Raw genomic sequence first — 19,604 nt, 5'->3', positions numbered from 1 at the left:
CATGTCCCGCCATTTGTCCGCTTCCCTCCTGAAAGCAGCATCGCTATCAGGCGTCGTTTTGCTTGCGGGCTTTTCCTGGGCTCTGGCGCAGACGGAGCCCGCCGCACCGCAACTGCCTTCGTCTCCGACCACAGAAATGTCTCCGCCGTCCCTGCAAACACAGCAAGAGGGCGGCTTTTCACTAGATGTCGTAAACCAACCGGAGAGCCTGAACATCCCAAGCTCTGAAACGCAATTGTCCAGCGACACGACGTCGACACTTCAGCCAACAGTGGAAACAGAGAGCGCAACCGCCGCTGAGGCCGAGGATCTAAGCACCGAAAGCGAAACCGGATTGGCCGCCACCGAGGGCACAGTAACAGCGACCGAGCAAGACATTGCCCCGTTTCAAACCACAACAGAGCAGGTCGGAGCCGCCGCAAAACGCGCCACCTCTTTCCTTCAGGACGGTGGCCCCTCGATCTGGGCCATTGCGGCACTCTCCGTCATCACGGTTGCGCTCATCCTCTGGAAAATCTGGCGTCTTGCGCTCATTGGCGCCTGGGCACGCAGCAAAGCGCAGAAAGCTGTTAGCCTCTATGAGGATGGCAACACCGACGCCGCACAAACCCTGATATCCCGCCGTAGAGGTCTGCGCTCCAAAGTGGTTGGCGCGGCCATCACCGCCCGCGAAACCCTGACCGAAGACGCCGCGCGCGAGGAAACCGCCCGTGTGGCCAAGCGCGAACTCGGTGAAGCGGCCGTCGGCCTCCGCGCACTGGAATTGATCGCTACCATCGCCCCTTTGCTGGGCCTTTTGGGCACCGTTTTAGGCATGATCGCAGCGTTCCAAGCACTGCAAGAAAGTGGCAGCCGCGCCGATCCTTCCCTGTTGGCCGGGGGCATCTGGGAAGCGCTGCTGACCACCGCCGCAGGTATGGCCGTGGCCATTCCCGCCTCCGCGGCTCTAACCTGGTTTGAAGCCGTCATCGACCGCATGCGCCGCGATATCGAAGACGCCGCGATGCGGATTTTTGTAACCCGCAAAGAAGTGGACGCGATCCCGGTGCAAGCCTTGGCGGCCGAGTGACCCCATGCAGTTCACCGACACACGCCGGTTTCGACGCAAACCCAGCCTGACCCCCATGATTGATGTGGTGTTCCTGCTGCTGGTGTTCTTCATGCTGGCCTCCCGCTTTGGCATGGATCAGGTGTTGCCGATCCCGCTGGCCTCCTCCGGCGGAGATTTCACCGGCAACCCAAAACTCGTGGACATCTTGCCCGAAGAGCTACGCCTCAACGGCATCACGCGCACCGCCGTTGGCCTGATCCCCGCCCTCACAGAAGTGATGGGAAAACCCACGGACACCATCGTGTTGCGCAGTACTGACGGTGCGACCGTGCAACGGGTGGTCGCCATTTCCGAACACCTGCGCGCGGCGGGCTTCACCTCAATTGTGCTGGTGGAATAGCCATGGACTTTGACAATGCCCCACGCAAACCGCGCGCTGAAAGCATCGTACCGATGATCAACGTGGTGTTCTTGCTGCTGATCTTCTTCCTGATGACCGCCCAAATCGCCCCCCCGGAACCTTTCGAGGTCTCCCCACCCACCGCAGATAACGCCGCCGAGCCGGATGGAGAGCTTGTCCTCTACGTGGGCAAGGATGCCGCTTTGCAGTTCCAGGACACGGAGGGAGATGCCGCCTATCCTGCCATTTCCGCAGCAGCCGGAGACGGCAAAGTCCTGCAACTGCGCATTGATGCCTCATTGGATGGCGACCGCCTCGCGCAGGTTATGCAACGCCTGTCCGCTGTCGGATTTTCCCGTGTTGAAGTGGTGGTGCAAGCGCCATGAAAAAGATCACTGAACTCCTTGTCTTCCTCAGCCTCGCGCTTGGCATCCACGTCCTGATGGCCATGCGCAGCGCTGAGGATGGCGGTGATGCAGATGGGGCTGGCGGCGACGCATTTGTGTCCATTACGGGGGCGCCAGCGTCCATCGAAACGGTCCTGGCGGATTGGACAGCCGCCCCGACGCACCAAGCCCAGGTCGTGGAAATCGAACAGCCTGAGCTCGACATCACCGATGCGATCAACGCTCCGGCAATGGCTTTGCACGATGCGCCCAACGCGGCCATCAAGATTGCGGCACTGCAACCCAAAGACCTGCCCAATCAACCAGATGTGGACCTGGCACGTACGCCGCTGCCAGCACAACCAACACTCACCGCGCCCACAACGCCTGCTCTCCAGGTTCCAAAAACCGCTCCAGCGCCGAAGCTTCGCGAAACAGCCCCAGCGCCCGTCACACCGCCCAAACGCCCCACTTTGCAGCCACCAGAGCCGAGCATGGATCAGGCCATCGACACGCCAGAACCCGCGCCGGAGCTGCCGCCCGAGCCTGTCAAAAAACCAAAGCCAAAACCCGCTCCGAAAAAGACACCTGAGAAGAAACCGGATCCAAACAAAAAAGTTGCGGACAAGGCTTCTGCGGCCTCAGCGGGCGCCGCGACCCAAAAAGCAGCGGGCGCTGGCAAAAGCAATCAGGCGGGCAGCTCCAAAAAATCAAACGCGCTAGGCAAAGGCAAAGAGGCCAGCCTGATGTCTGCTTGGGCCGGGAAAATTCAATCCCGCCTGCAACGGGGCGTGCGCATCGGCAAAGTCAAAGGCGCATCAAATCGCGTGGTCATCCGCCTGAAAGTTGCTCCAAATGGACGGTTGCAAAGCGCATCCGTCGCCAAATCCTCCGGCTCCGCAAAAGTGGATCAGGCGGTCCTGACCTCTGTGCGCCGCATCGGAAGATTTGCCAAGGCGCCTAAGCAGCTGACCAAAAGCAGTTACGGCTTCACCCTGCCTGTGCGGGTCAAGTAACGCGCCTTAAGGCATCACAAACGGTGTACCACCCACCACAGCCACCTGCGCGTTTGTACCAAACACATCGGCCAACAGCGCCCCTGTGACCATGTCCACCGGTGTGCCTTCCCGCTCAATGCGCCCATCTTTGAGCACTACCAGATGATCCGCGTATTGCGCGGCAAAATTGATATCATGCAATACGATCACAACGGTCTTGCCTTCCTCATCCGCCAACCGACGCAAAAGCGCCATCAGCGCGCGCGAAGCGGCAATATCAAGATTGTTCAGCGGCTCATCAAGTAAAAGGTAGTCCGTGTCCTGCGCATAGGTCATCGCCACATGCGCCTTATGACGCTGTCCACCAGACAATGTGTCCAGAAACCGATCCGCCAGAGGCATCAATCCAAAGGCGTTGAGCGACACCTCTACCATCTCATGGTCTTCTGCCTGCAGCCGCCCTTGGCAGTGCGGGTATCGCCCGAATTGAACCAACTCCTTCACCGTCAGCCGCGTGGCAAAATGCACCTGCTGGGGCAAAATCGCCAGCTTACGGGCCAACTCCTGTCGATTGGCAGGCGCTACATCCATTCCATCTACGGTGATGCGGCCAGACTGCATCGGCAGCAATCGCGCAATGTGGGAAAACAGCGACGACTTGCCAGCCCCGTTAGGGCCGATAAGGGCCGTGATGCCGCCTTTTGGCAAGGTCACAGACACGTCCTGCAAAATTTTGGCACTCGCCACCGAGTAGTTCAGGTTCTCAACAACGATCATGTCCATCCTCTCCGCAGCAAAAGTGCCAAAAATACAAAACCACCGACAAAATCGATGACCACGGCCAAAGGCGTCGACATGCCCAATACCCGCTCCAAAATGGTCTGCCCGCCCACCAGCACAATGCCTGCAATCAGCGCGGAAAGCGGGATCAGCACAGCATGGGTTTCGTTGGGTGCAAACAATCGGGCAATCGACACCACCAAAAGGCCTAGGAACGCCACAGGCCCGACCAACGCAGTACTCACAGCCACCAGCACCGCCACAAGCACCAAAGCCTGTTTCTGCCGCTTCGCCACCGGCTCGCCAAGGTTCGTGGCAATCTCAAAACCAAGACTCAAAACATCCAGCTGCCGCCGCATACGCCAGCACAGCAGCAGCGTCACCAAGGTCAGCCCCGCCGCCAGCCAAAGCAGGTTGAGCTCAATGTAATTGAACCGCGCATAGGAACTCACCTGAATGGTTGCAAACTCGCTGGGGTCGATCATCCGGAACACAAATGACGTCAAAGAGCGAAACAGGACGCCAAAAATGATCCCGGTCAGCACCATGCGCATCAGGTCCACCCGGTGCTGCCCCAACAACGTGCCAAACAGCAGAAGCGCAGCGCCAATCAGCAGGATAAGGTTCACAAAGAACACCAGCTCAGGCGGCAAATGGTTGTAGCCCGCCGCCCCAATTGTGAACACCGCCAGCGTGACGACCAGCGTGAACAGCGCATCAAACCCCATGATAGACGGCGTCAAAATGTGGTTTCGGGAGATCGTTTGAAACAACAAGGTCGCCGTGGACACTGCCGCCCCAACCAGCAGCAGCGCCGCCACTTTCCGCCCGCGGAACCACAGCACAAAATCCCAGTTCCCACGGGTCTCCAACGTCATGAAAAGCGCGCAGCACAACGCCAGCAACACGCCGCAAATCAGCATTGACCTAGCGCGCATGTTTCGGCCTCGCATAAAGCAGCCACAAGAACACAACCGCGCCTAACACGCCGAGAACTGTGCCCACCGGAATTTCATAAGGCGCGCGGATCACCCGGCCGATGATGTCAGACAGCAAAACCAACGAAGCGCCACAAAGCGCGGTCAGCGGCAGCGTGGCGCGCAAGTTGTCGCCAAACCGCCGGCTGATGATATTGGGCACAATCAGGCCAACAAACGGGATAGCGCCAACCGTGATCACGGTCAGCGCCGCCACCACCGAAATCGCCAACAGGCCCAAGATCATAACCTGATCGTAGTTGAGACCGAGGTTGATACTCGCGTCCCGCCCCAGCCCGGCAATCGCAAACTGATCGGCAATCACATAGCTCAACCCCGCCATCAGCGCAGCAATCCACAAAAGCTCGTAGCGCCCGCGCATGACGCCGCTGAAGTCGCCATTCAGCCAGGTGTCAATATACTGCAGCATGTCCCACTGGTAGGCGACAAAAGTCACCCCGGCGCCAATGATCCCGCCGTAAATCATCGCCACCAAAGGCACCAAAAGTGGCTGCGCAGGCGGCAAGCGCCGCACAATCAGTAGGAACCCAATACTTGAGAGCAGCGCAGTTGCGGTGGCAAAACTCATCTTCACAAGAATAGACGCGCTCGGGAACAGCAGAACCACTATCAAAATACCAAGCGCTGCCCCCTGCCCTGTGCCTGCCGTCATCGGTTCGACAAATCGGTTGCGCACCAACATCTGCATGATCATCCCGCACACGGCCAAAACGGCGCCAGCAATCAACGCGGCCAAAGTTCTAGGCAATCGGCTGTCCAACATGAGGCCAAAGGCCTCGCTGTCGAATAAAACCTCACTTGGGTGTAGGGAAATCACCCCGACAAACAAGGAAATGGCGGCCAGAACCAATGTTCCAGCCGCCAGAAAGAGTGCTGCGGAGTGCCGTCGCATTCAGCGTTAGCCCGAGGTAAAGGCGCTCAGGAACGCGTCCAGAGTGCGGGACATGGACTGGATACCGCCACCGGCAATATAGATGTCTGCCGCATTCAGATAGACAACATCACCGTTTTTCCAGGCCGTGGTCTCGGCCACCAGCGGGTTGTCGAGCGTGGTTTCGGCGCTTTCACCCGGACGGCCAATGGCCGCCAGACGGTCGATCACGATCAGAATGTCCGGGTTGGCCTCTTTGATGAATTCAAAAGAAATCGCCTCGCCATGTGACGACTGCTCCACGCCATCCACGGCCTCTTCCAGACCCAGTTTGGTATGCAGCCAGTCAAACCGGCCCCCGGCGCCATAGGCCGAGATTTTTGGCCCATTGGTCATCACGATCAGTGCGGTGCCTTTGCCGTCCAGCGCGGCCTTAGTGTGTGCCAGCTTGTCCGTGAAGGCTGCCTTTAGCGTCGCCGCTTCCGCCTCTTTGCCAAAGATCGCACCATAGGCGTCAAGGCGCTCAAGCCCCTGACCAACGGTGTCTTCCCAGATGGTCATGTCGATGGTTGGCGCCATTTCCGCCATAGCCTTAGCCTGCTTGGAGGAGCGTCCGCCCACCACAACCAGATCCGGTGCCAGCGCATTGATCGCCTCAAAATCCGGCTCAAAGAGGTTCCCTACTGTTGCCGCGCCTTTGGTCGCATCCACCAGATAGTCTACGTAGACGTTTTCCGGGACACCGGCCAAAGGCACTTGCAAAGCCGACAGCGTGTCGATGGCCGCAATGTCAAGCACCGCCACCTTTGCCGGGATGCCATCTACATTTGCCTTGCCTGCATAGGTGTCGACCTCTGCAGCATGCAGAGATGTTGCGCTCAGAGCCAGCGCGCAAAAAATACGCTTAAACAATGGAATTCTCCAGTTTACGGCGTCTGGCTATTTATCTGGCTGAACGCGATTGCAGCTTGATTATCCGCTCAAAATGCGCGAGTCCAGAGTAACAAATAATTTTACTCAGGAACCCGCCCGATGTTGACGGCCACTGGCACCTTTTCCACTGAAAACGCTTCGAAATACCTTGTGCAGATGTGCAAACACTTCACCCATAAAATCGATGTGACTTACAATGATACCGAAGGAAACTGCAGCTTTCCCATGGGGACCGCTGCCATGACGGCCAATCCCGAGCTGCTGCGCGTTGACGTCAACGTCGACGATGCGGAAGGCCTCAAACAGGTCAAACACGTGATCGACGTACATCTTGAGCGCTTTGCCTTCCGCGAAGATTTCAAAAACATGGAATGGAGCGCCTGAGCGCTCTTGCTCTGTGATTTCTTCACAACCAAAGTACCGTTATGAGTGAAAATTGTGCCTCACCTGAGGATACGCCGTCCAACGCCGCCTTCTTCAACGACGATGATCCAAACATCGCCTACAGCCGTGTTTGGTTCTACATCCTGAAAAGCCAACGCAAGTTTTTCCTGAAATTCTCCCAAGCCTTAAAAGAGCAAGGGTTGGGAGATCCCGTCTGGTATGAAATCTTGTATGAAATCCGTTTGGCAGAGCCGGATGGCAAGCTCATGGGCGATTTGGAGAGCAAACTGCTGCTGCCGCAATACAGCCTCTCCCGCCATGTCAGTCGTATAGAAAGCGCGGGCCTTATCCGCCGCGACTACATCGCGGACGGGCGGCGGAAACAGGTGTTGTTTCTAACTGACCTAGGCTCTGAGCGATTGGACAGCGTCTGGCCTCTGTACCTCGGCACGCTCAAGGCGGAGATGGGTCCGCTCCTTGACACAGATGACGCATACGATCTCGCGCGCTTCTTATTGCGCTTGCTGCCGTAGTCGCCCCCAAAAGAAAGGGCAGCCTCTGATAAGAGACTGCCCTCCATTTTCCATTGCCTAGCCTCTTAGAAGCGCGCAATCGCCTCGATCATCACGCTGCGGCCTTGCTCAGCCAGCGGCACAATCGAGGTATAGTCCTGACCGTAGGTCGCCCGATCCGCATATTGCTTATCAAACAGATTGTTGACCGACGCGCGCAACGTCAGGTTTTGTATCTGCTTTGGCGTGTACTCGGCAAATACATTGACCACAGCATAGCCCGGCAACGTTGCGTTGGAATCCACCAGATCATCGCCATACTCCATGGCCATATCAACGCTGCCGCCAATCAACAGGTTTTGGTTGGGCAGATACTGTTGCACCTGCAGTGCCGCTACAGTGCCCAAAGGCGCACCGTAGTCCTGCAGATACCATGAGCCGTAGCCAATGCCATCCCGCTCAACATCGCTGCGCGACACGCTAAACCGCATGGAGCCGTTATCCCAGCCATGCGTCAAACCGAGGTTCCAGCCTTTGCTTTCAAAGTCAAAGTTGTCTCCGCCACTGCGCACATTGTCGATCTGGGTCAGGAAGAACTCACCACCAATTTTGGTGTTGGCTGCGCCCCAATCAAACCCAACCGTGTAGTTTTCAGCCCGTGAGGCCTCCAGGCTGGAATAGTCCCAACCAGGGATCTCGAACAGATAGTTGTCCTCAAGTTGAATGCCGCCAAACACATTGGACGCCCCTGCACGAAGCGAGAAAGCCTCATTGAAGTGGTAACGCACGGACAAGTTGCCACTCGCCCCATCTACGGATTTGCGAGACGCCGCATTGGATGCCGCGTCCAAACCTTCAAAGTCCTGCCAGTCGTAGCGGAAGCCCGTCGAGACTTCCCAATTGGACCCCAAATCAAGCCGCGCTTGAGCAAACACGCCCACATTGTCCGCTTTCTCGCTCAATGTTGCAGAGCCGGCCCCGCGATACGTGGACTGGCGGTCATAGAAGTCGACACCGGCAACAACCGTGTTGGTGGCTGACAGATGAAAAGTGTTCTGGATTTTCCCGGAGTAAGTGGAGCTATCGCCCTCACTCGCATAGGGATCAGGCACATTTACAAGGCTTTCGGAAAAGCCAAGCACGACCTCGGGATCCCAATAGCCGGTGTTGCGTGTATCCTCGTAGCGGATCGAATAATTGTTGCGCTGTGTGTCGTAAAGGCGCAGCGGCGCAGGCCGTCCCACAACTTCGCCGATGTTGGCGCGATAAGGGCGCAAATCGGAATCGTTGATCCGCTGGGCAGAGACCTCCAGGCGGTGCTGGGATTGATCGTCAAAGGCAAACTTCAGCAAGCCAGACTCAAAGTTGGCTGCGGTTCCGGGCACAACATCGCCGTCGCCGTTTTTGTAATCATCGCCCTTAGCCGCCCGCAGGTAGCCAAGCGCTTCAAAATTACCGGACTTGGCCGCAACCGTTGTCGAGCCGCCAAAGGTCTTGCCATTGCTGTCATAGCTCAACCGGGCGTTCCCGCCCACCGTTTGACCGTCGTCGAGAATGTCACCGGCATCAACCGTTTCCATGATCACCGCACCCGCCACTGCGTTTGGACCTGTGTCTGCGGCGGCAATTCCCGGGTCGGCCCGCACAAATTTCAACATGCCCGGATCAAACACGTTTGCAGACACGTGGTGGAACGCGCGGTTGTTTTGCAAAACGCCATCCATCTGAACCGTCAAGTTCAACATGTCGACACCGTTCACAAAGATCTTCTGAGCCATCGGAATGGCGCCGCCAACCGACACATTGGCCAAACCGGCAAACAGATCCTTCACGTCACCAGAACGTGCCCGCTCCAGTTCAGCACCAGAGACATACACAGCGGTGGCACGGTCTGCGGCGCCCTCCTGCTCGTCCTGAGCCTCGATGGTGATTGTATCAAGCGTGTAATACGCGTCTTCCAGGTCCTGAGCCATTGCAGCGGTGGCAGGCAAAACAGCCGCCAAACAGGTGCCCATCAACCCAGCTCGCGTGCTGGAACAAAAAACAGTCATGCGCGTCCCCTTCTCCTTATTGGGTGTCGTGCTCTGGCTGTTTCACTGCATGAAGATCTGGCTGAGTGTGCCGCCTCTTAGCCTGCTACCCCGTGACATGCAAGTGCATGACAAAGTCATCCCCTTAATTTCCAAAACTGGCAGTGTTAATCGGCGCAAAGATCCCGCTAATTTTCTGAAACGACATAAAAAAACCCGCCGAAGCGCGTTTTTGGACCAAGTAATTTGGGAGATTTTTGAGGGCGATTGCACTGTTAATAAGAGAAGCGACATCAACAATTACCGCCCCATTCCCGCATTTTTCCGGGTGTAAATATGCAGGAACGCTTTTCTCCAAGACATCGCGGAAAATGCGCTCAAAGTGGCCAGCTCCACGCTGAGCGGCGTAAGAAATTGTGTGCCAGGTTCCCTGACCGGCGGTAGCGGTATTGGGGAGTTTCGCAACCTTTTCCAGCAGGCCATCAAGTTTCGATCGGTCAAACACCACATTTCGAACCGAACTTCGATCGCTGCTTGGAACCAATGGACGGACAATGCTCGAGCGATAGAGTGCTTCAAATTGATGTTTCGTCGCGCTGAAATGGTCGGGGACATCCTGCATAGGGATCGCAGACTGGAATGCATCCACCAGCACAGACGTCTCTTCCCAGTCTGTGAAAGTGCCATACAAAAAGTTCTGCGATCTTAGAATATCTCCCTAACTCAGCTTCAAGACGTTGACTTGATACAGTTTTTATCTGTCGGAAAACTTGAAATTCCCGTCTCTAACGAAAGTTTGCTTGGGTAATGCTTTCCCACAGCCCGAGAAAATTCGGCGGATTCGAAACTTGCCCGAGGCACTCTAGGGCCCTGGCAGGAATCACATCACTTTTCGCAATTCGCGCCGGTTTGGAGGAACCGCCACCCATAAAAACAGCTAACATTTACGAATATTTCCCACGCACACGGCGCTGCTGATTTGCCATATTCGTACCTGCAGTACTGATTACCTCACAAGCCGAAACCGCTGCCCCCTCCGCTTCAATGGCAATCTGGAAACCCGTTTTCTGACCAGAAAATCTTGGCAGAAAGTACGCACGATAGCGGTTTTTGCACTTCGATTACGCCGCGCGCGTACCTCACACAAAATGGGCTTCCGCCAAATGGCCACGACCTCAGAGCCAAAACAAGAAGTGATGCCTTCACTACGCAGAAAGAACAAAGAAATGCGTTTACTTGTCAAAACGTCCGTTTCTAGAAATGCGTGTGCCAACTATTTCAATGGTGAGCTTTAAGCCGACAAGTGGCTTATGGCTTCACGCTCTGCTGCAGACACCAGATCGGGCTCCTCGTGTAAGTTACCTTTGCTAGTTCTGTGACCTCTACGCCACCGGATCCACTTGACGTTTTTCCGGATACAAGTGTTACCGCGACATGCCCTTCTAACTCTCTCACTCGGTCTTCGTTGAGCATAGCGACTGTTTGCATCCTTTCATCGCCCGAAGTTTTGCACTCCCCTCCGTTTGCAAAAAACCTTAAAAAGTCCACTTCCGCTTTCAGTTCCGTGCACTCAAAGCCAAATGTTACGTGATGATTTCCTCGTCTACCGCGCCGAGAGTCCGAGTTTCTCGCGGATCATTAGGCAGTTTCCGCTCCAGAGCCCCCGCTTTTGTCTCGCTAAAACTAGCGGTACTAACTGGCCTGCACAGTAGTTACATGGACAGACACAAACCCGATTTTTATACAGCGGCAAATCGCTCCCTGTGAGCAAACCATTGCGACGAGCCAGACATAAAGGGATGGCCGTTAAACGGGCTCAAACCCTCAGGCAGGCACGTCTTCGACTCTTTCGCTACGCCCAGAGATCGCCGGCCAATACTCCGCCAACCACAAGAGAAAACCTGCCGCCCACAAAAGTGAGGCGACGGCATACATAGGGCCAGGCAAATCCACACCAAGATCAGGCGCAACCCGAAGGGCGACCGCAACAACAAGGCTCAGAGCACCGACACGGGTTTTGATCGACAGGCCCAAAGGTTGATCCGTGTGTAACAGCCCTGCAACGGCAAACACGGCGTAGGTTCCTAAGCCCAGACCGCCCATAAAGGCCACATGCATACCAGACACCTCGGACCAGAAGGCGCCAAGACGCGCCGCGCCAAACAAGATCAGCCCCACCCCGGCCAATGCGCTGCTTCCGGCCAGCATCAGGATTTCCTCCCGCAGCGCCTCGTGACCAACAAAGCCTTCGGCCACGCGGTCCATAAACGCCGCCCCCGCAGCACACCACAAAAAACCCGACACACCGTCGCTGAGACCGGCCGCTTCCCCCAGCATCGCCACAAAAACCAATCCTGGTGCCAGGTGAAGACGGCCGGGATGCGGGCGGAAAGGAGAGGTTTCCTCAGTGGGATCCAGAACAAGGTTGGTGACTGGCACGGTGATACGCGACAGCGCGAGACCAAGCAGACCAAGAAACGCAAATCCCGCGAGGTAGATACCCTTGCTGGCCAATTCAAAGCTGTCGATTTGAAAACCGAAACGCCCGGCCGCCGTACAAATTGCCAAAAGTGCCAGCCAAAACACAAAGGGGAGCAAACGATCTGTTTTCCTGCTCAAGGACAGGTGAACAAGCCAACTAACCAAGCCAGCCAGCCAAAGCACATCGGCCAAAGCACCAATCAGGCCAACATCTTCCCAACCCAGAAACCCCACAACCCGTCCAACGCCCCAAAGTGCCAGCAAATGCCACAACGACGCACCACGCGGCGGCTCCGTGTCCGTCCACTCCGGGGCGGCTGTTGTGATAAACCCAATGAGCGCAGCCCCAAAAGCCCCGACAATCATCTCATGCGCATGCCAGAGCGACGGTGGAACGGTCTTCGCAAACGGCGCATCAAAGCTAAGCGCAAGGACCCAAAGCAGCGGGTAAAATGCGGCGTAAAGTGCCGCGACTGGAAAGAAGAGCCGAAAGCCTTCATCAGACAGTGTCGCCCAAAGACCAGATGGCAAGGTCCGGCGCTGCGCAGTTGGTCCACAACTCATCCAATCTGCCTTTCGTCCACATCATGGATATGCCGGAAAATGGGATCAGACCTAAGCGCGTCTTGCACCCAGGTAAAAACCTCCGCGTCCTCCCGACGCCCCGGGGTGTCCGGCAACACACGCTCCCCGAGAATGCCGGCGCCACGCGCATCCAAAACGGCAATGCGATGCGAAATCCGCGCGGCTTCTTGCAAATCATGCGTGATAAACAAACCCGCCCTCTGGCCGCCTGTGCAAGTTTCGATCAACACGTCCTGCATACGACGGCGCAGCGCGACATCCAGCGCTGTAAATGGCTCATCAAAGAACAGAAAATCCGGCTCTATGGCCAATGCCCGCGCAATGGCCACCCGTTGACGCATGCCACCTGAAAGCTCGACGGGAAACTTGTCCAGATCCTCCATCTCCAGCGCCACTTGCACCGCAGCTTGCGCTATCCGGCGCATGCGCTCTTTGCGCGGCAAACCCGCCAACCGCAACACGTAGTCAATATTGCCCTGTGCCGTCGCCCAAGGCAGCAAAGCCGGGTCCTGAAAGATCATGCCATGACGGAGATAACCACGTGTGATCCGGCCCTCCTTTGCCTCAACAAGTCCTGCGGCAATAAGGGCCAGAGTGGACTTGCCGCAGCCGGACGGCCCGACAAGCGCAACAATTTCGCCCGCCTGAACATCCAGTGTGACCCCGGACAGGATGGTCCGCCCTAGGTAGGCGTGACCGATATTTTGCAAACGCAACACGCTCACCGCTTTACCCCCCAAGGCTGCGCGGCCCGGCGCCAGCTGTCGACTTCTGATTTCACCGGCTGCACCAGCGTGTATTCAACGATGATCAACAACCCGACCGACACCAGGACCCAAGCCAGCGCCTGCGCAATATCGAGGTTGATGCGCGCCTCCGCCAAGGCCCCGCCAATGCCGCCCGCGTTGGCTAGAAGCTCTGCCATCACCGCCACTTTGAATGACGTTCCAAGGGCCAAGGCCAGTGCAGGAAACAGCGTGGTGGTGGTTTGTCGCAAACCTACGGTGAAAAAGCGCCGGATAGGCCCGGCCCCAAAGGCTTCCGCCATCCGATCCAATCCGCGATCCCTTGTTGTGATGCCACGCGCCGCGCCCATGAATACAACAGGCAGCGCGGAAATCAGGATCACCGTGCGCACGGTCGCGTCCGATCCGCCAAACCAGATCATGGCCAACACAATCCAGGCAATAGGCGGCACGCCCAACAGCACGGTAATCAAGGGCGTCACCAACCGAAGTGTGGCCGGGGAGTAACCTGCTGCGACGCCAAGCGCGGTTCCGGAGATGCCGACAAGGGCAAACCCCGTGATCGCTCGCTGTAGCGTCAGCCCCCCAATCGCCCAGGCTTCTGCGTCCCGTGCCAAAACACCAATGGCGCTGAGCGTGTCCAAAGGCGCCGTCAGGATGAAGGGCCCATAGGCCTCATGACCCGCCTGCCACGCGGCGGCAAGCAGGCACAAAGCCGCTATGCCAGCCCATCCGGACCAGAGAAACTCCAACACACGTCCGGCGCGGGAAAGGAGGAAAGACCAGGCTGTCAAAATGCTGTCCTTTGAGATGGCAGAGTCGTCACTCCGCCCTTGCCGTTGCTGCTTAGATGTAGAAGGCGTCGTCTGGCAGCTTGCCGCCAATCTTCTTCATCTCTGCCCCGGACATCGCGCCCAGCATACGCTCTATATCGGCACGCGCCTCTTGCGCGGGACGCACGACCAGATTGGAACTTGGCACCGATTTTGCCAGCACCGGCGCAGGCAGTCCCAAGGCATCGGTTGCGTTTTTGGCGGCGGCCATCGGATCGTTTTGCACCTCTGCCACTGCGACGCCAAGGGCCGCCTGGATCGCAGGCAACGCCTCAGCGGAGCTGTCCAGGAAGCTTTGCGTGACCGCCAGGCCTGCCTGTGGCAACACTGGCGCCGCGCCGGTCATCTCCCCCCAGGCCTCTTGCAAGTTGATCACCCGATGGATGGTTTTGCCGGCCATTTTCTTGCCTTTGAGAATGGAAGCAGTGGCCGCAGGCTCAGAGGTCAGCGCGGTATCCACACGCCCCGCCATCATCATCTGCATCGCCTCAGTGGGCGTGCCCGTATAGGTGATCTTGAGGTCCGTATCTGCCGCTAGATTGTGATGCACAAGCAGCTGTGCAAACAGAATTTCTGGCGTATCTCCCCGGAATGGCACCGCGATGTGTCGACCCTTGAGGTCAGCGATGCCTTTGATCGCGACATCCTCGGAGATCACATAAAGCAGGCCATTGGTCATGACGTTGGTCAGACGGATCGGGAAGCCTCGATTGTAGAGGTTGGCTGCTGCCTGAACCGGCACAACTGAGATTTGGATAGAGCCGGAGGTGAGCCCCGCCCGCAACTCATCCGGGTTGCGCCACACGGTGAAACTAGACGCCGCCGAAACTTCAGCAAGTTTTCCAGACGCGACCGCATGAACCAAGGTGATCGAAGGCCCGGCAGGAGGTCCGTAGATCGACAGTTCCGGCAAGGCCAAGGCCTGTGCCATCGTGCCGATCGCCGGCGTCGCGAGACCGGCAGCTGTGGCTTTCAAAAACAGGCGACGTGAAAAAGTAAGGTGGTTGGCCATTGTTCATGTCCTTTGTCTCCCGCCGGCAAAGGCGGGTTCAGAGAATGAAAGAAATGGCTGGTCACAAGGGCAACTGGCTAAAGACGTGTGGGCGAACGACATGTCCGGACCTGCACTCTTTGTCAGTGAGATAGCCCTCGCAGTGCACCGTAGCCTTGCGATAAATCAAGTCGCGTGCAAAATCGAAAGACTATTTCGTTTTTTTCTGTGGCGTTCGCAGCAGCTTGACCACTTTTTTGCTGCTTCGTTTGAAATAGCGCCAGGTGTCTGAGAGCGGGCGGAAATAGATGTCCAGAAGATTGGTAGCACTGGCCTCTTCTGGTGGCAGGCCAAAGGTCAGCTCCTCTTCCTGCTCTGACAGATACAGAGAGCCAAATAGCCAATCCCATATCGCCAGAGCCGCGCCAAAATTCTTGTCGAAATGACGTTCCGCGGTGGAGTGATGCAGCTGGTGTTGCGCCGGAGAGATCAAAACCCGTTCCATCCAAGACCAATATCTGATGATGATATGGGAATGGCGCAGGTTAGAGCCGGTGACGTGGAAAACAAACACCAACACACTGACACCAACAACTGTGTAGAGGTCGACGGTACTACCAAATGCGAAAATAAAGACCGGCAACACCAGTCCTTGCGCAAAAGCGCTGCGTAAACCGTAGAGCACGCCCTAAAACGGATGTACACGGTAAACCCTACACGCCGGACATTTCAGGGGAGCAGGTCATGGCCATGCCAAACAAGCTATAGGTAAGGTGACACAACAAATTTTGACACTCCAACATTTCGATTTAGTCTAGGAGTGATCGCGAGCAATCAAGAAAGTTCAAATATTATGAAAACATGGTTTTTTGGAAGTCTAGCGTGCGCTTCAGCAATCGTTTTCTCGGCAGGTGCGGGCGCCGCACAGGTGGCGGATACCGTCTTTATCAACGGTGTGATTCACACGATGGATGCCAGTCGCTCAACCGCAGAGGCGATTGCCATTTCGGGCCGGCAAATTTCGTATGTCGGCAATCGAAACGGCACAGATTCCTTGGTGGGACCAGACACAAAAGTCATTGACCTTAAAGGTAAAATGGTACTTCCCGGCTTTATCAGCGGCCACGAACATCTCATCGCTTCGGGCTGGACACAACTGGGGGTCAAGTTGGGTTCCGGACAGTCCAAAGAAGACTATTTGAAGTTAATTAAAGACTATGCCGACGCAAATCCGGATGAAGCGTTTATCCGCGGCATCGGCTGGAACGCGACGTTGATGGGGGGCGAATTCACGGCGGCCGATCTTGATGCTGTTGTTCCGGATAGACCCGTGTTTCTTCAGGACTACACCATTCATGACGCATGGTTGAATACCAAAGCCATGGAAATGGGGGGCGTCACCAAGGATACACCTGATCCCGTTCCGGGTTTAATATACTGGGTGCGCGACAGCGATGGCGCTCCGACAGGATACGCCAAAGAGTTCGCCTGGATGGGGGCTTATGTCGAATCAGGAGCATGGCAGCCAGACGTCATGATCCCTGAAAGCCAAACTGAACTGTATGACCTCGCGGCAAGCTTTGGCTACACAGCTTACATTAACCAAGGTCTCGTGACACCAAACATCAAATCGCAATCAAAGCACCATGATGACAATCAGGTCGCGCTGGAAATTCTTCAAAAGCAGTCCGACGCAGGTGAATTGAAACTTCGGACCCTGTTGATGACGCTTGTAAAAGGCGACGATTTCTCAGCAGACGACGCGGTTGCCAATACCCTTGAGCTCAAGAAATCGTTCAACAACGACGATGTGCGGGTACTAGGCATCAAAATCCACCCCGAAGGCGTTCACACGAGCCACGCATCAATTATGCTCGAACCCTGGCTTGACCAGCCCGAAAAAACGGCTGTTCGCGGTGTCTCGGCGGAGTTGACTGACGAGATCGTTTTGAAGGCGAATGCTGCAGGCCTAGATGTTGCTGTCCATGTCGACGGCGATAAGACGGTTCGTGAAACAGTCGACTCGTTTGTGAAAGCCAAGAACAGTGGCTTTGCAGATGCACGCAATTCGTTGCAACACCTCGCGTTTGCGCACCCTGATGACATCGAGCGCATCATCCAGCATGGCATTCTGTCAAACATCACCCCGATTTGGGGCACCTCTTGGAGTGGTGGTCTGGACGGTGCGTTGAACATCATGGGGTTGGCGCGGACGGTGTCGGAATTCCAACGCATCCGAACTCTGATGGACGCTGGCGCACCCGTCAGCATTGGTGCCGACGTTCCCAGTACAGACCCGAATTTGATGGGTGCTCTGACGCTGTGCGAGGCTGCTGTGACGCGCCTAGACCCGTCCAACCCCGATGACGATCGGTATTTTCCGCCTGTCTATCAAGCGCTCACGCTTGATCAATGTCTGTATGCTGCAACGATGGGGGGTGCATACGACGCACGAATGGAAGACAAAATCGGCAGCCTGGAGTTTGGTAAATATGCTGATCTGGTCATTCTGGAGAAAGATTTGCATTCTGTCTTGCCCTCCGAAATCGCGGACGTCAAAATTTTGGGCACAATGAAAGACGGCAAGTTTACTTATGGGGGCAAGCTGTAGGAAGTCGCGATTTCCACAAATCTAACGCGACGTTCGGACTTATTTAGAACGTCGCGGTTTTGTAGGTTTTCATTTCTTGGCGGTATTTCGGAGACAATTGCACTAATCCGCGGTTTTGGAGAGGTTTCAGTTTTTGAGAGTCAATATGCCGCGTAGTTCTCCGTTCATACCGCATTGCCAAGTTGTTTGTGGGTGAATGAGAAGGGTGAAGCTTCGGCACGTCACGCGGTCATTTCGGCGGCATAGCCGTTTCAGAGGTCGAATGCGCCGGTTCTGGCATGACGGTTCGAGATGGTGGACAGTTGATAGCGGCGGGGACGAAATACGGTGTTGATCTGGTCGTGGGCTGCCAGAAACCTTTGAGCCTGCTTAGGCGATTTGAACCGCCCCATCAGTTTCTCGCGTTTTCGAGTCGGCCTGTGGGACCCTTCAATCCATTTGTTCAGGACCTTGTGAGCGCAGTGATCGGCGCGGGGCACCAGCGCGGAAACCGGCCTGCAATAGCTGCGTAGCTAGTCCGCAATCACGACACGCGGGGCGGCAAATCGGGCCATCAACCTCGCCAGAAAGCGCCGAGCGGCTTTGGCATTGCGGCGCGTTTGAACAAGGATGTCGAGCGCGTTTCCCTTGGTGTCCATAGCGCGCCAAAGCCAGTGTTTCACCCCGTTGATCGGGATCACGACCTCGTCCCGATGCCATTTGTCGTTTGGACGAGGTTGGTCACGCCGGATGCAAGCGGCGAAATGTCCGCCAAAACGATTGGCCCGGAGCCTGACGGTCTCACGGCAGATATGGACGCTGCGCTCAGCCAGAAGATCTTCGACATCGGCCGTGCTCAGCGCAAAACGGTGAAACGCCCACACCGCATAAGCGATGATCTCGCGAGGGTAACGAAAGCCTTTCAGGCGCGGCATCGACGGTGGTACATTCATCCCTCAACATCTAGCCTCCACAATACGTCTCAACAACTTGGCAATGCCGTTTTGCATAATCCGTCCCCTTGGTGGCGCCAGCCCCGTGCGACAACTGAAACGTCGATGTAGACCAGCCACCCTCATCGCTCAGAAAAGCGATCTCAGCTTCCTCGATCCTCAAAAACAAAGGCGCCGAGAGGGCGCCCAAACCAAATCAATATGTAGCCGCATTGCATGCTTTTACCACAAGATGTCAATCACCGCATGACTTCGTGAAATCCTTACCCCGATTTCACGAGAACTTTACCCGGATTTACACCCTCAGTGTGTCCAAACACCCCGGCGGTTGGTGGCAAAGTTCTCGCCATAGCCGCCCTGCCGGATGTTGGCTTTCCGCTTGTGTGGCTCCATCACCTGCACTTCAATGTCGTTTTCCCGCGCGTAGGTGACAGCCGCTTCTTTGCTGTCAAACTTCAAACGCACCTGGCTTTGCGTGTCTCCAGAGCCGGTCCACCCCATCAGCGGGTCAATGTCTTTGGCTTCTGAGGGACCATATTCCAACACCCACTGGTGGGTTTTGGCGGTTCCGGACGACATTGCCGTGCGGGCTGGCTGATAGATACGCGCAATCATGGGGCACTCCTTCGCTTACCGCTTTATCACGGATTCTTCGCTTTCGGGCAAGGGGCCAATCATGGACAAACCGCCGCAAAGCCTCTGCAATTCCATGTAATTCTAAGGGGAAAGCTTGCAAGCAGCCCAGGGTCCGGACCAAGCCGCGGGGAGCGAGGGGTGTAGGTGCAGTTTGGACTGGCGACCTTAACGGGCTGCTTGCTGAGTTGACCATAGCGAGGAAGCCAATCATTTGGCAAGCGCAACATATATTTAATTTCACAGTTGGGTAGAATTTTGTTCTAAAATTACCAGAACACCCACAATTTCTTACCAAAAGCGGCTCATAGGCGCCTTCCCAAAGGTCACCTTGCCCGAGACACGCGCATTTCCGTCAATCAAACGGCCACCAAATTCTGCACATGCGAAGATCCTTTTGGTGCGGCGCAGCATCATCACCAAGGAAACCCCAATCACATCTGCGCTTT

19 protein-coding genes and 1 pseudogene are annotated in these 19,604 nt (G+C 56.3%); 7 read left to right on the top strand and 13 right to left on the bottom strand.

Translation table 11 applies throughout. The annotated features are described in order from the left end of the window. Position 1 precedes the first annotated feature (1 nt). The 4 genes from JXR15_RS18670 to JXR15_RS18655 are packed head-to-tail and all read left to right on the top strand — an operon-like array spanning position 2 to position 2,853. Complete coding sequence (locus tag JXR15_RS18670; protein WP_422054692.1) at positions 2 to 1,069, top strand: MotA/TolQ/ExbB proton channel family protein; 1,068 nt, start codon at positions 2 to 4, stop codon at positions 1,067 to 1,069. Positions 1,070 to 1,073: 4 nt separating this feature from the next. Beyond that, a complete protein-coding gene (locus tag JXR15_RS18665) occupies positions 1,074 to 1,451 on the top strand; it encodes an ExbD/TolR family protein (protein ID WP_422054691.1) in 378 nt (125 codons plus the stop codon). A 2-nt stretch (positions 1,452 to 1,453) separates the two neighbouring features. Further along, positions 1,454 to 1,837 (top strand): ExbD/TolR family protein, encoded by a 384-nt coding sequence (locus JXR15_RS18660; protein WP_422054690.1) that lies wholly within the window; start codon positions 1,454 to 1,456, stop codon positions 1,835 to 1,837. Continuing rightward, positions 1,834 to 2,853 carry a TonB family protein gene (locus tag JXR15_RS18655; RefSeq protein ID WP_422054689.1) on the top strand — a complete coding sequence of 340 codons (1,020 nt, stop codon included), beginning with the start codon at positions 1,834 to 1,836 and terminating at the stop codon, positions 2,851 to 2,853. The genes JXR15_RS18660 and JXR15_RS18655 overlap by 4 nt, the downstream gene beginning before the upstream one ends. A 6-nt stretch (positions 2,854 to 2,859) precedes the next feature. On the opposite strand, the gene JXR15_RS18650 is transcribed toward JXR15_RS18655, so the two are convergent. From JXR15_RS18650 to JXR15_RS18635, 4 genes are read right to left on the bottom strand one after another with little or no spacing between them, the layout of a single operon-like run. Beyond that, positions 2,860 to 3,612 carry an ABC transporter ATP-binding protein gene (locus tag JXR15_RS18650; protein WP_422054688.1) on the bottom strand — a complete coding sequence of 251 codons (753 nt, stop codon included), beginning with the start codon at positions 3,610 to 3,612 and terminating at the stop codon, positions 2,860 to 2,862. Beyond that, entirely contained in the window at positions 3,609 to 4,553 is a 945-nt protein-coding gene (locus tag JXR15_RS18645) for an iron chelate uptake ABC transporter family permease subunit (RefSeq protein WP_422054687.1), read from the bottom strand. The genes JXR15_RS18650 and JXR15_RS18645 overlap by 4 nt, the downstream gene beginning before the upstream one ends. Further along, the gene (locus JXR15_RS18640) at positions 4,543 to 5,505 is read right to left on the bottom strand and encodes an ABC transporter permease (RefSeq protein WP_422054686.1); all 963 of its coding nucleotides are present in this window, start codon (positions 5,503 to 5,505) and stop codon (positions 4,543 to 4,545) included. Before JXR15_RS18640 ends, JXR15_RS18645 begins: the two co-directional genes overlap by 11 nt. Positions 5,506 to 5,511: 6 nt before the next feature. Further along, complete coding sequence (locus tag JXR15_RS18635; RefSeq protein ID WP_422054685.1) at positions 5,512 to 6,396, bottom strand: siderophore ABC transporter substrate-binding protein; 885 nt, start codon at positions 6,394 to 6,396, stop codon at positions 5,512 to 5,514. 120 nt (positions 6,397 to 6,516) lie between these two features. Between JXR15_RS18635 and JXR15_RS18630 the strand changes: the two genes are divergently transcribed. Both JXR15_RS18630 and JXR15_RS18625 read left to right on the top strand, forming a co-directional pair. Beyond that, positions 6,517 to 6,801, top strand: coding sequence for a DUF2218 domain-containing protein (locus JXR15_RS18630; RefSeq protein ID WP_422054684.1), 285 nt, complete (start codon positions 6,517 to 6,519; stop codon positions 6,799 to 6,801). Between the two features lie 41 nt (positions 6,802 to 6,842). Beyond that, positions 6,843 to 7,334, top strand: coding sequence for a MarR family winged helix-turn-helix transcriptional regulator (locus JXR15_RS18625; protein WP_422054683.1), 492 nt, complete (start codon positions 6,843 to 6,845; stop codon positions 7,332 to 7,334). 65 nt (positions 7,335 to 7,399) lie between these two features. Here JXR15_RS18625 and JXR15_RS18620 read toward each other — a convergent pair whose 3' ends face one another. The 7 genes from JXR15_RS18620 to JXR15_RS18590 form a co-directional block, all read right to left on the bottom strand. Further along, positions 7,400 to 9,364: a TonB-dependent receptor plug domain-containing protein gene (locus tag JXR15_RS18620; protein ID WP_422054682.1), complete on the bottom strand. Its 1,965-nt coding sequence runs from the start codon at positions 9,362 to 9,364 to the stop codon at positions 7,400 to 7,402. A 124-nt stretch (positions 9,365 to 9,488) separates the two neighbouring features. Continuing rightward, a complete protein-coding gene (locus JXR15_RS18615) occupies positions 9,489 to 9,998 on the bottom strand; it encodes a hypothetical protein (RefSeq protein ID WP_422054681.1) in 510 nt (169 codons plus the stop codon). 1,169 nt (positions 9,999 to 11,167) lie between these two features. Beyond that, positions 11,168 to 12,388 carry an NnrS family protein gene (locus JXR15_RS18610; RefSeq protein WP_422054680.1) on the bottom strand — a complete coding sequence of 407 codons (1,221 nt, stop codon included), beginning with the start codon at positions 12,386 to 12,388 and terminating at the stop codon, positions 11,168 to 11,170. Next, on the bottom strand, positions 12,385 to 13,134 hold the full coding sequence (locus JXR15_RS18605; protein WP_422054679.1) for an ABC transporter ATP-binding protein: 750 nt from the start codon (positions 13,132 to 13,134) through the stop codon (positions 12,385 to 12,387). The genes JXR15_RS18610 and JXR15_RS18605 overlap by 4 nt, the downstream gene beginning before the upstream one ends. Then, the gene (locus JXR15_RS18600; protein ID WP_422054678.1) at positions 13,131 to 13,949 is read right to left on the bottom strand and encodes an ABC transporter permease; all 819 of its coding nucleotides are present in this window, start codon (positions 13,947 to 13,949) and stop codon (positions 13,131 to 13,133) included. The genes JXR15_RS18605 and JXR15_RS18600 overlap by 4 nt, the downstream gene beginning before the upstream one ends. A gap of 52 nt (positions 13,950 to 14,001) precedes the next feature. Further along, entirely contained in the window at positions 14,002 to 15,000 is a 999-nt protein-coding gene (locus JXR15_RS18595; RefSeq protein WP_422054677.1) for an ABC transporter substrate-binding protein, read from the bottom strand. A 190-nt stretch (positions 15,001 to 15,190) separates the two neighbouring features. After that, positions 15,191 to 15,622 (bottom strand): sterol desaturase family protein, encoded by a 432-nt coding sequence (locus tag JXR15_RS18590; RefSeq protein ID WP_422054676.1) that lies wholly within the window; start codon positions 15,620 to 15,622, stop codon positions 15,191 to 15,193. Positions 15,623 to 15,832: 210 nt separating this feature from the next. Here JXR15_RS18590 and JXR15_RS18585 point away from each other — a divergent pair, with 210 nt between their 5' ends. Further along, the gene (locus tag JXR15_RS18585) at positions 15,833 to 17,590 is read left to right on the top strand and encodes an amidohydrolase (protein WP_422054675.1); all 1,758 of its coding nucleotides are present in this window, start codon (positions 15,833 to 15,835) and stop codon (positions 17,588 to 17,590) included. Between the two features lie 251 nt (positions 17,591 to 17,841). Here the strand turns inward: JXR15_RS18585 and JXR15_RS18580 are convergent. Both JXR15_RS18580 and JXR15_RS18575 read right to left on the bottom strand, forming a co-directional pair. Continuing rightward, positions 17,842 to 18,522: pseudogene (locus JXR15_RS18580) on the bottom strand (IS6 family transposase). A 303-nt stretch (positions 18,523 to 18,825) separates the two neighbouring features. Further along, entirely contained in the window at positions 18,826 to 19,137 is a 312-nt protein-coding gene (locus JXR15_RS18575) for an ETC complex I subunit (RefSeq protein ID WP_422054674.1), read from the bottom strand. Positions 19,138 to 19,604 lie beyond the last annotated feature (467 nt).

Origin of the sequence: Shimia sp., from assembly GCF_049116215.1 — a bacterium.
Classification (GTDB): Bacteria; Pseudomonadota; Alphaproteobacteria; order Rhodobacterales; family Rhodobacteraceae; genus Shimia.
This window is presented reverse-complemented; position numbering and strand designations above follow the sequence as displayed.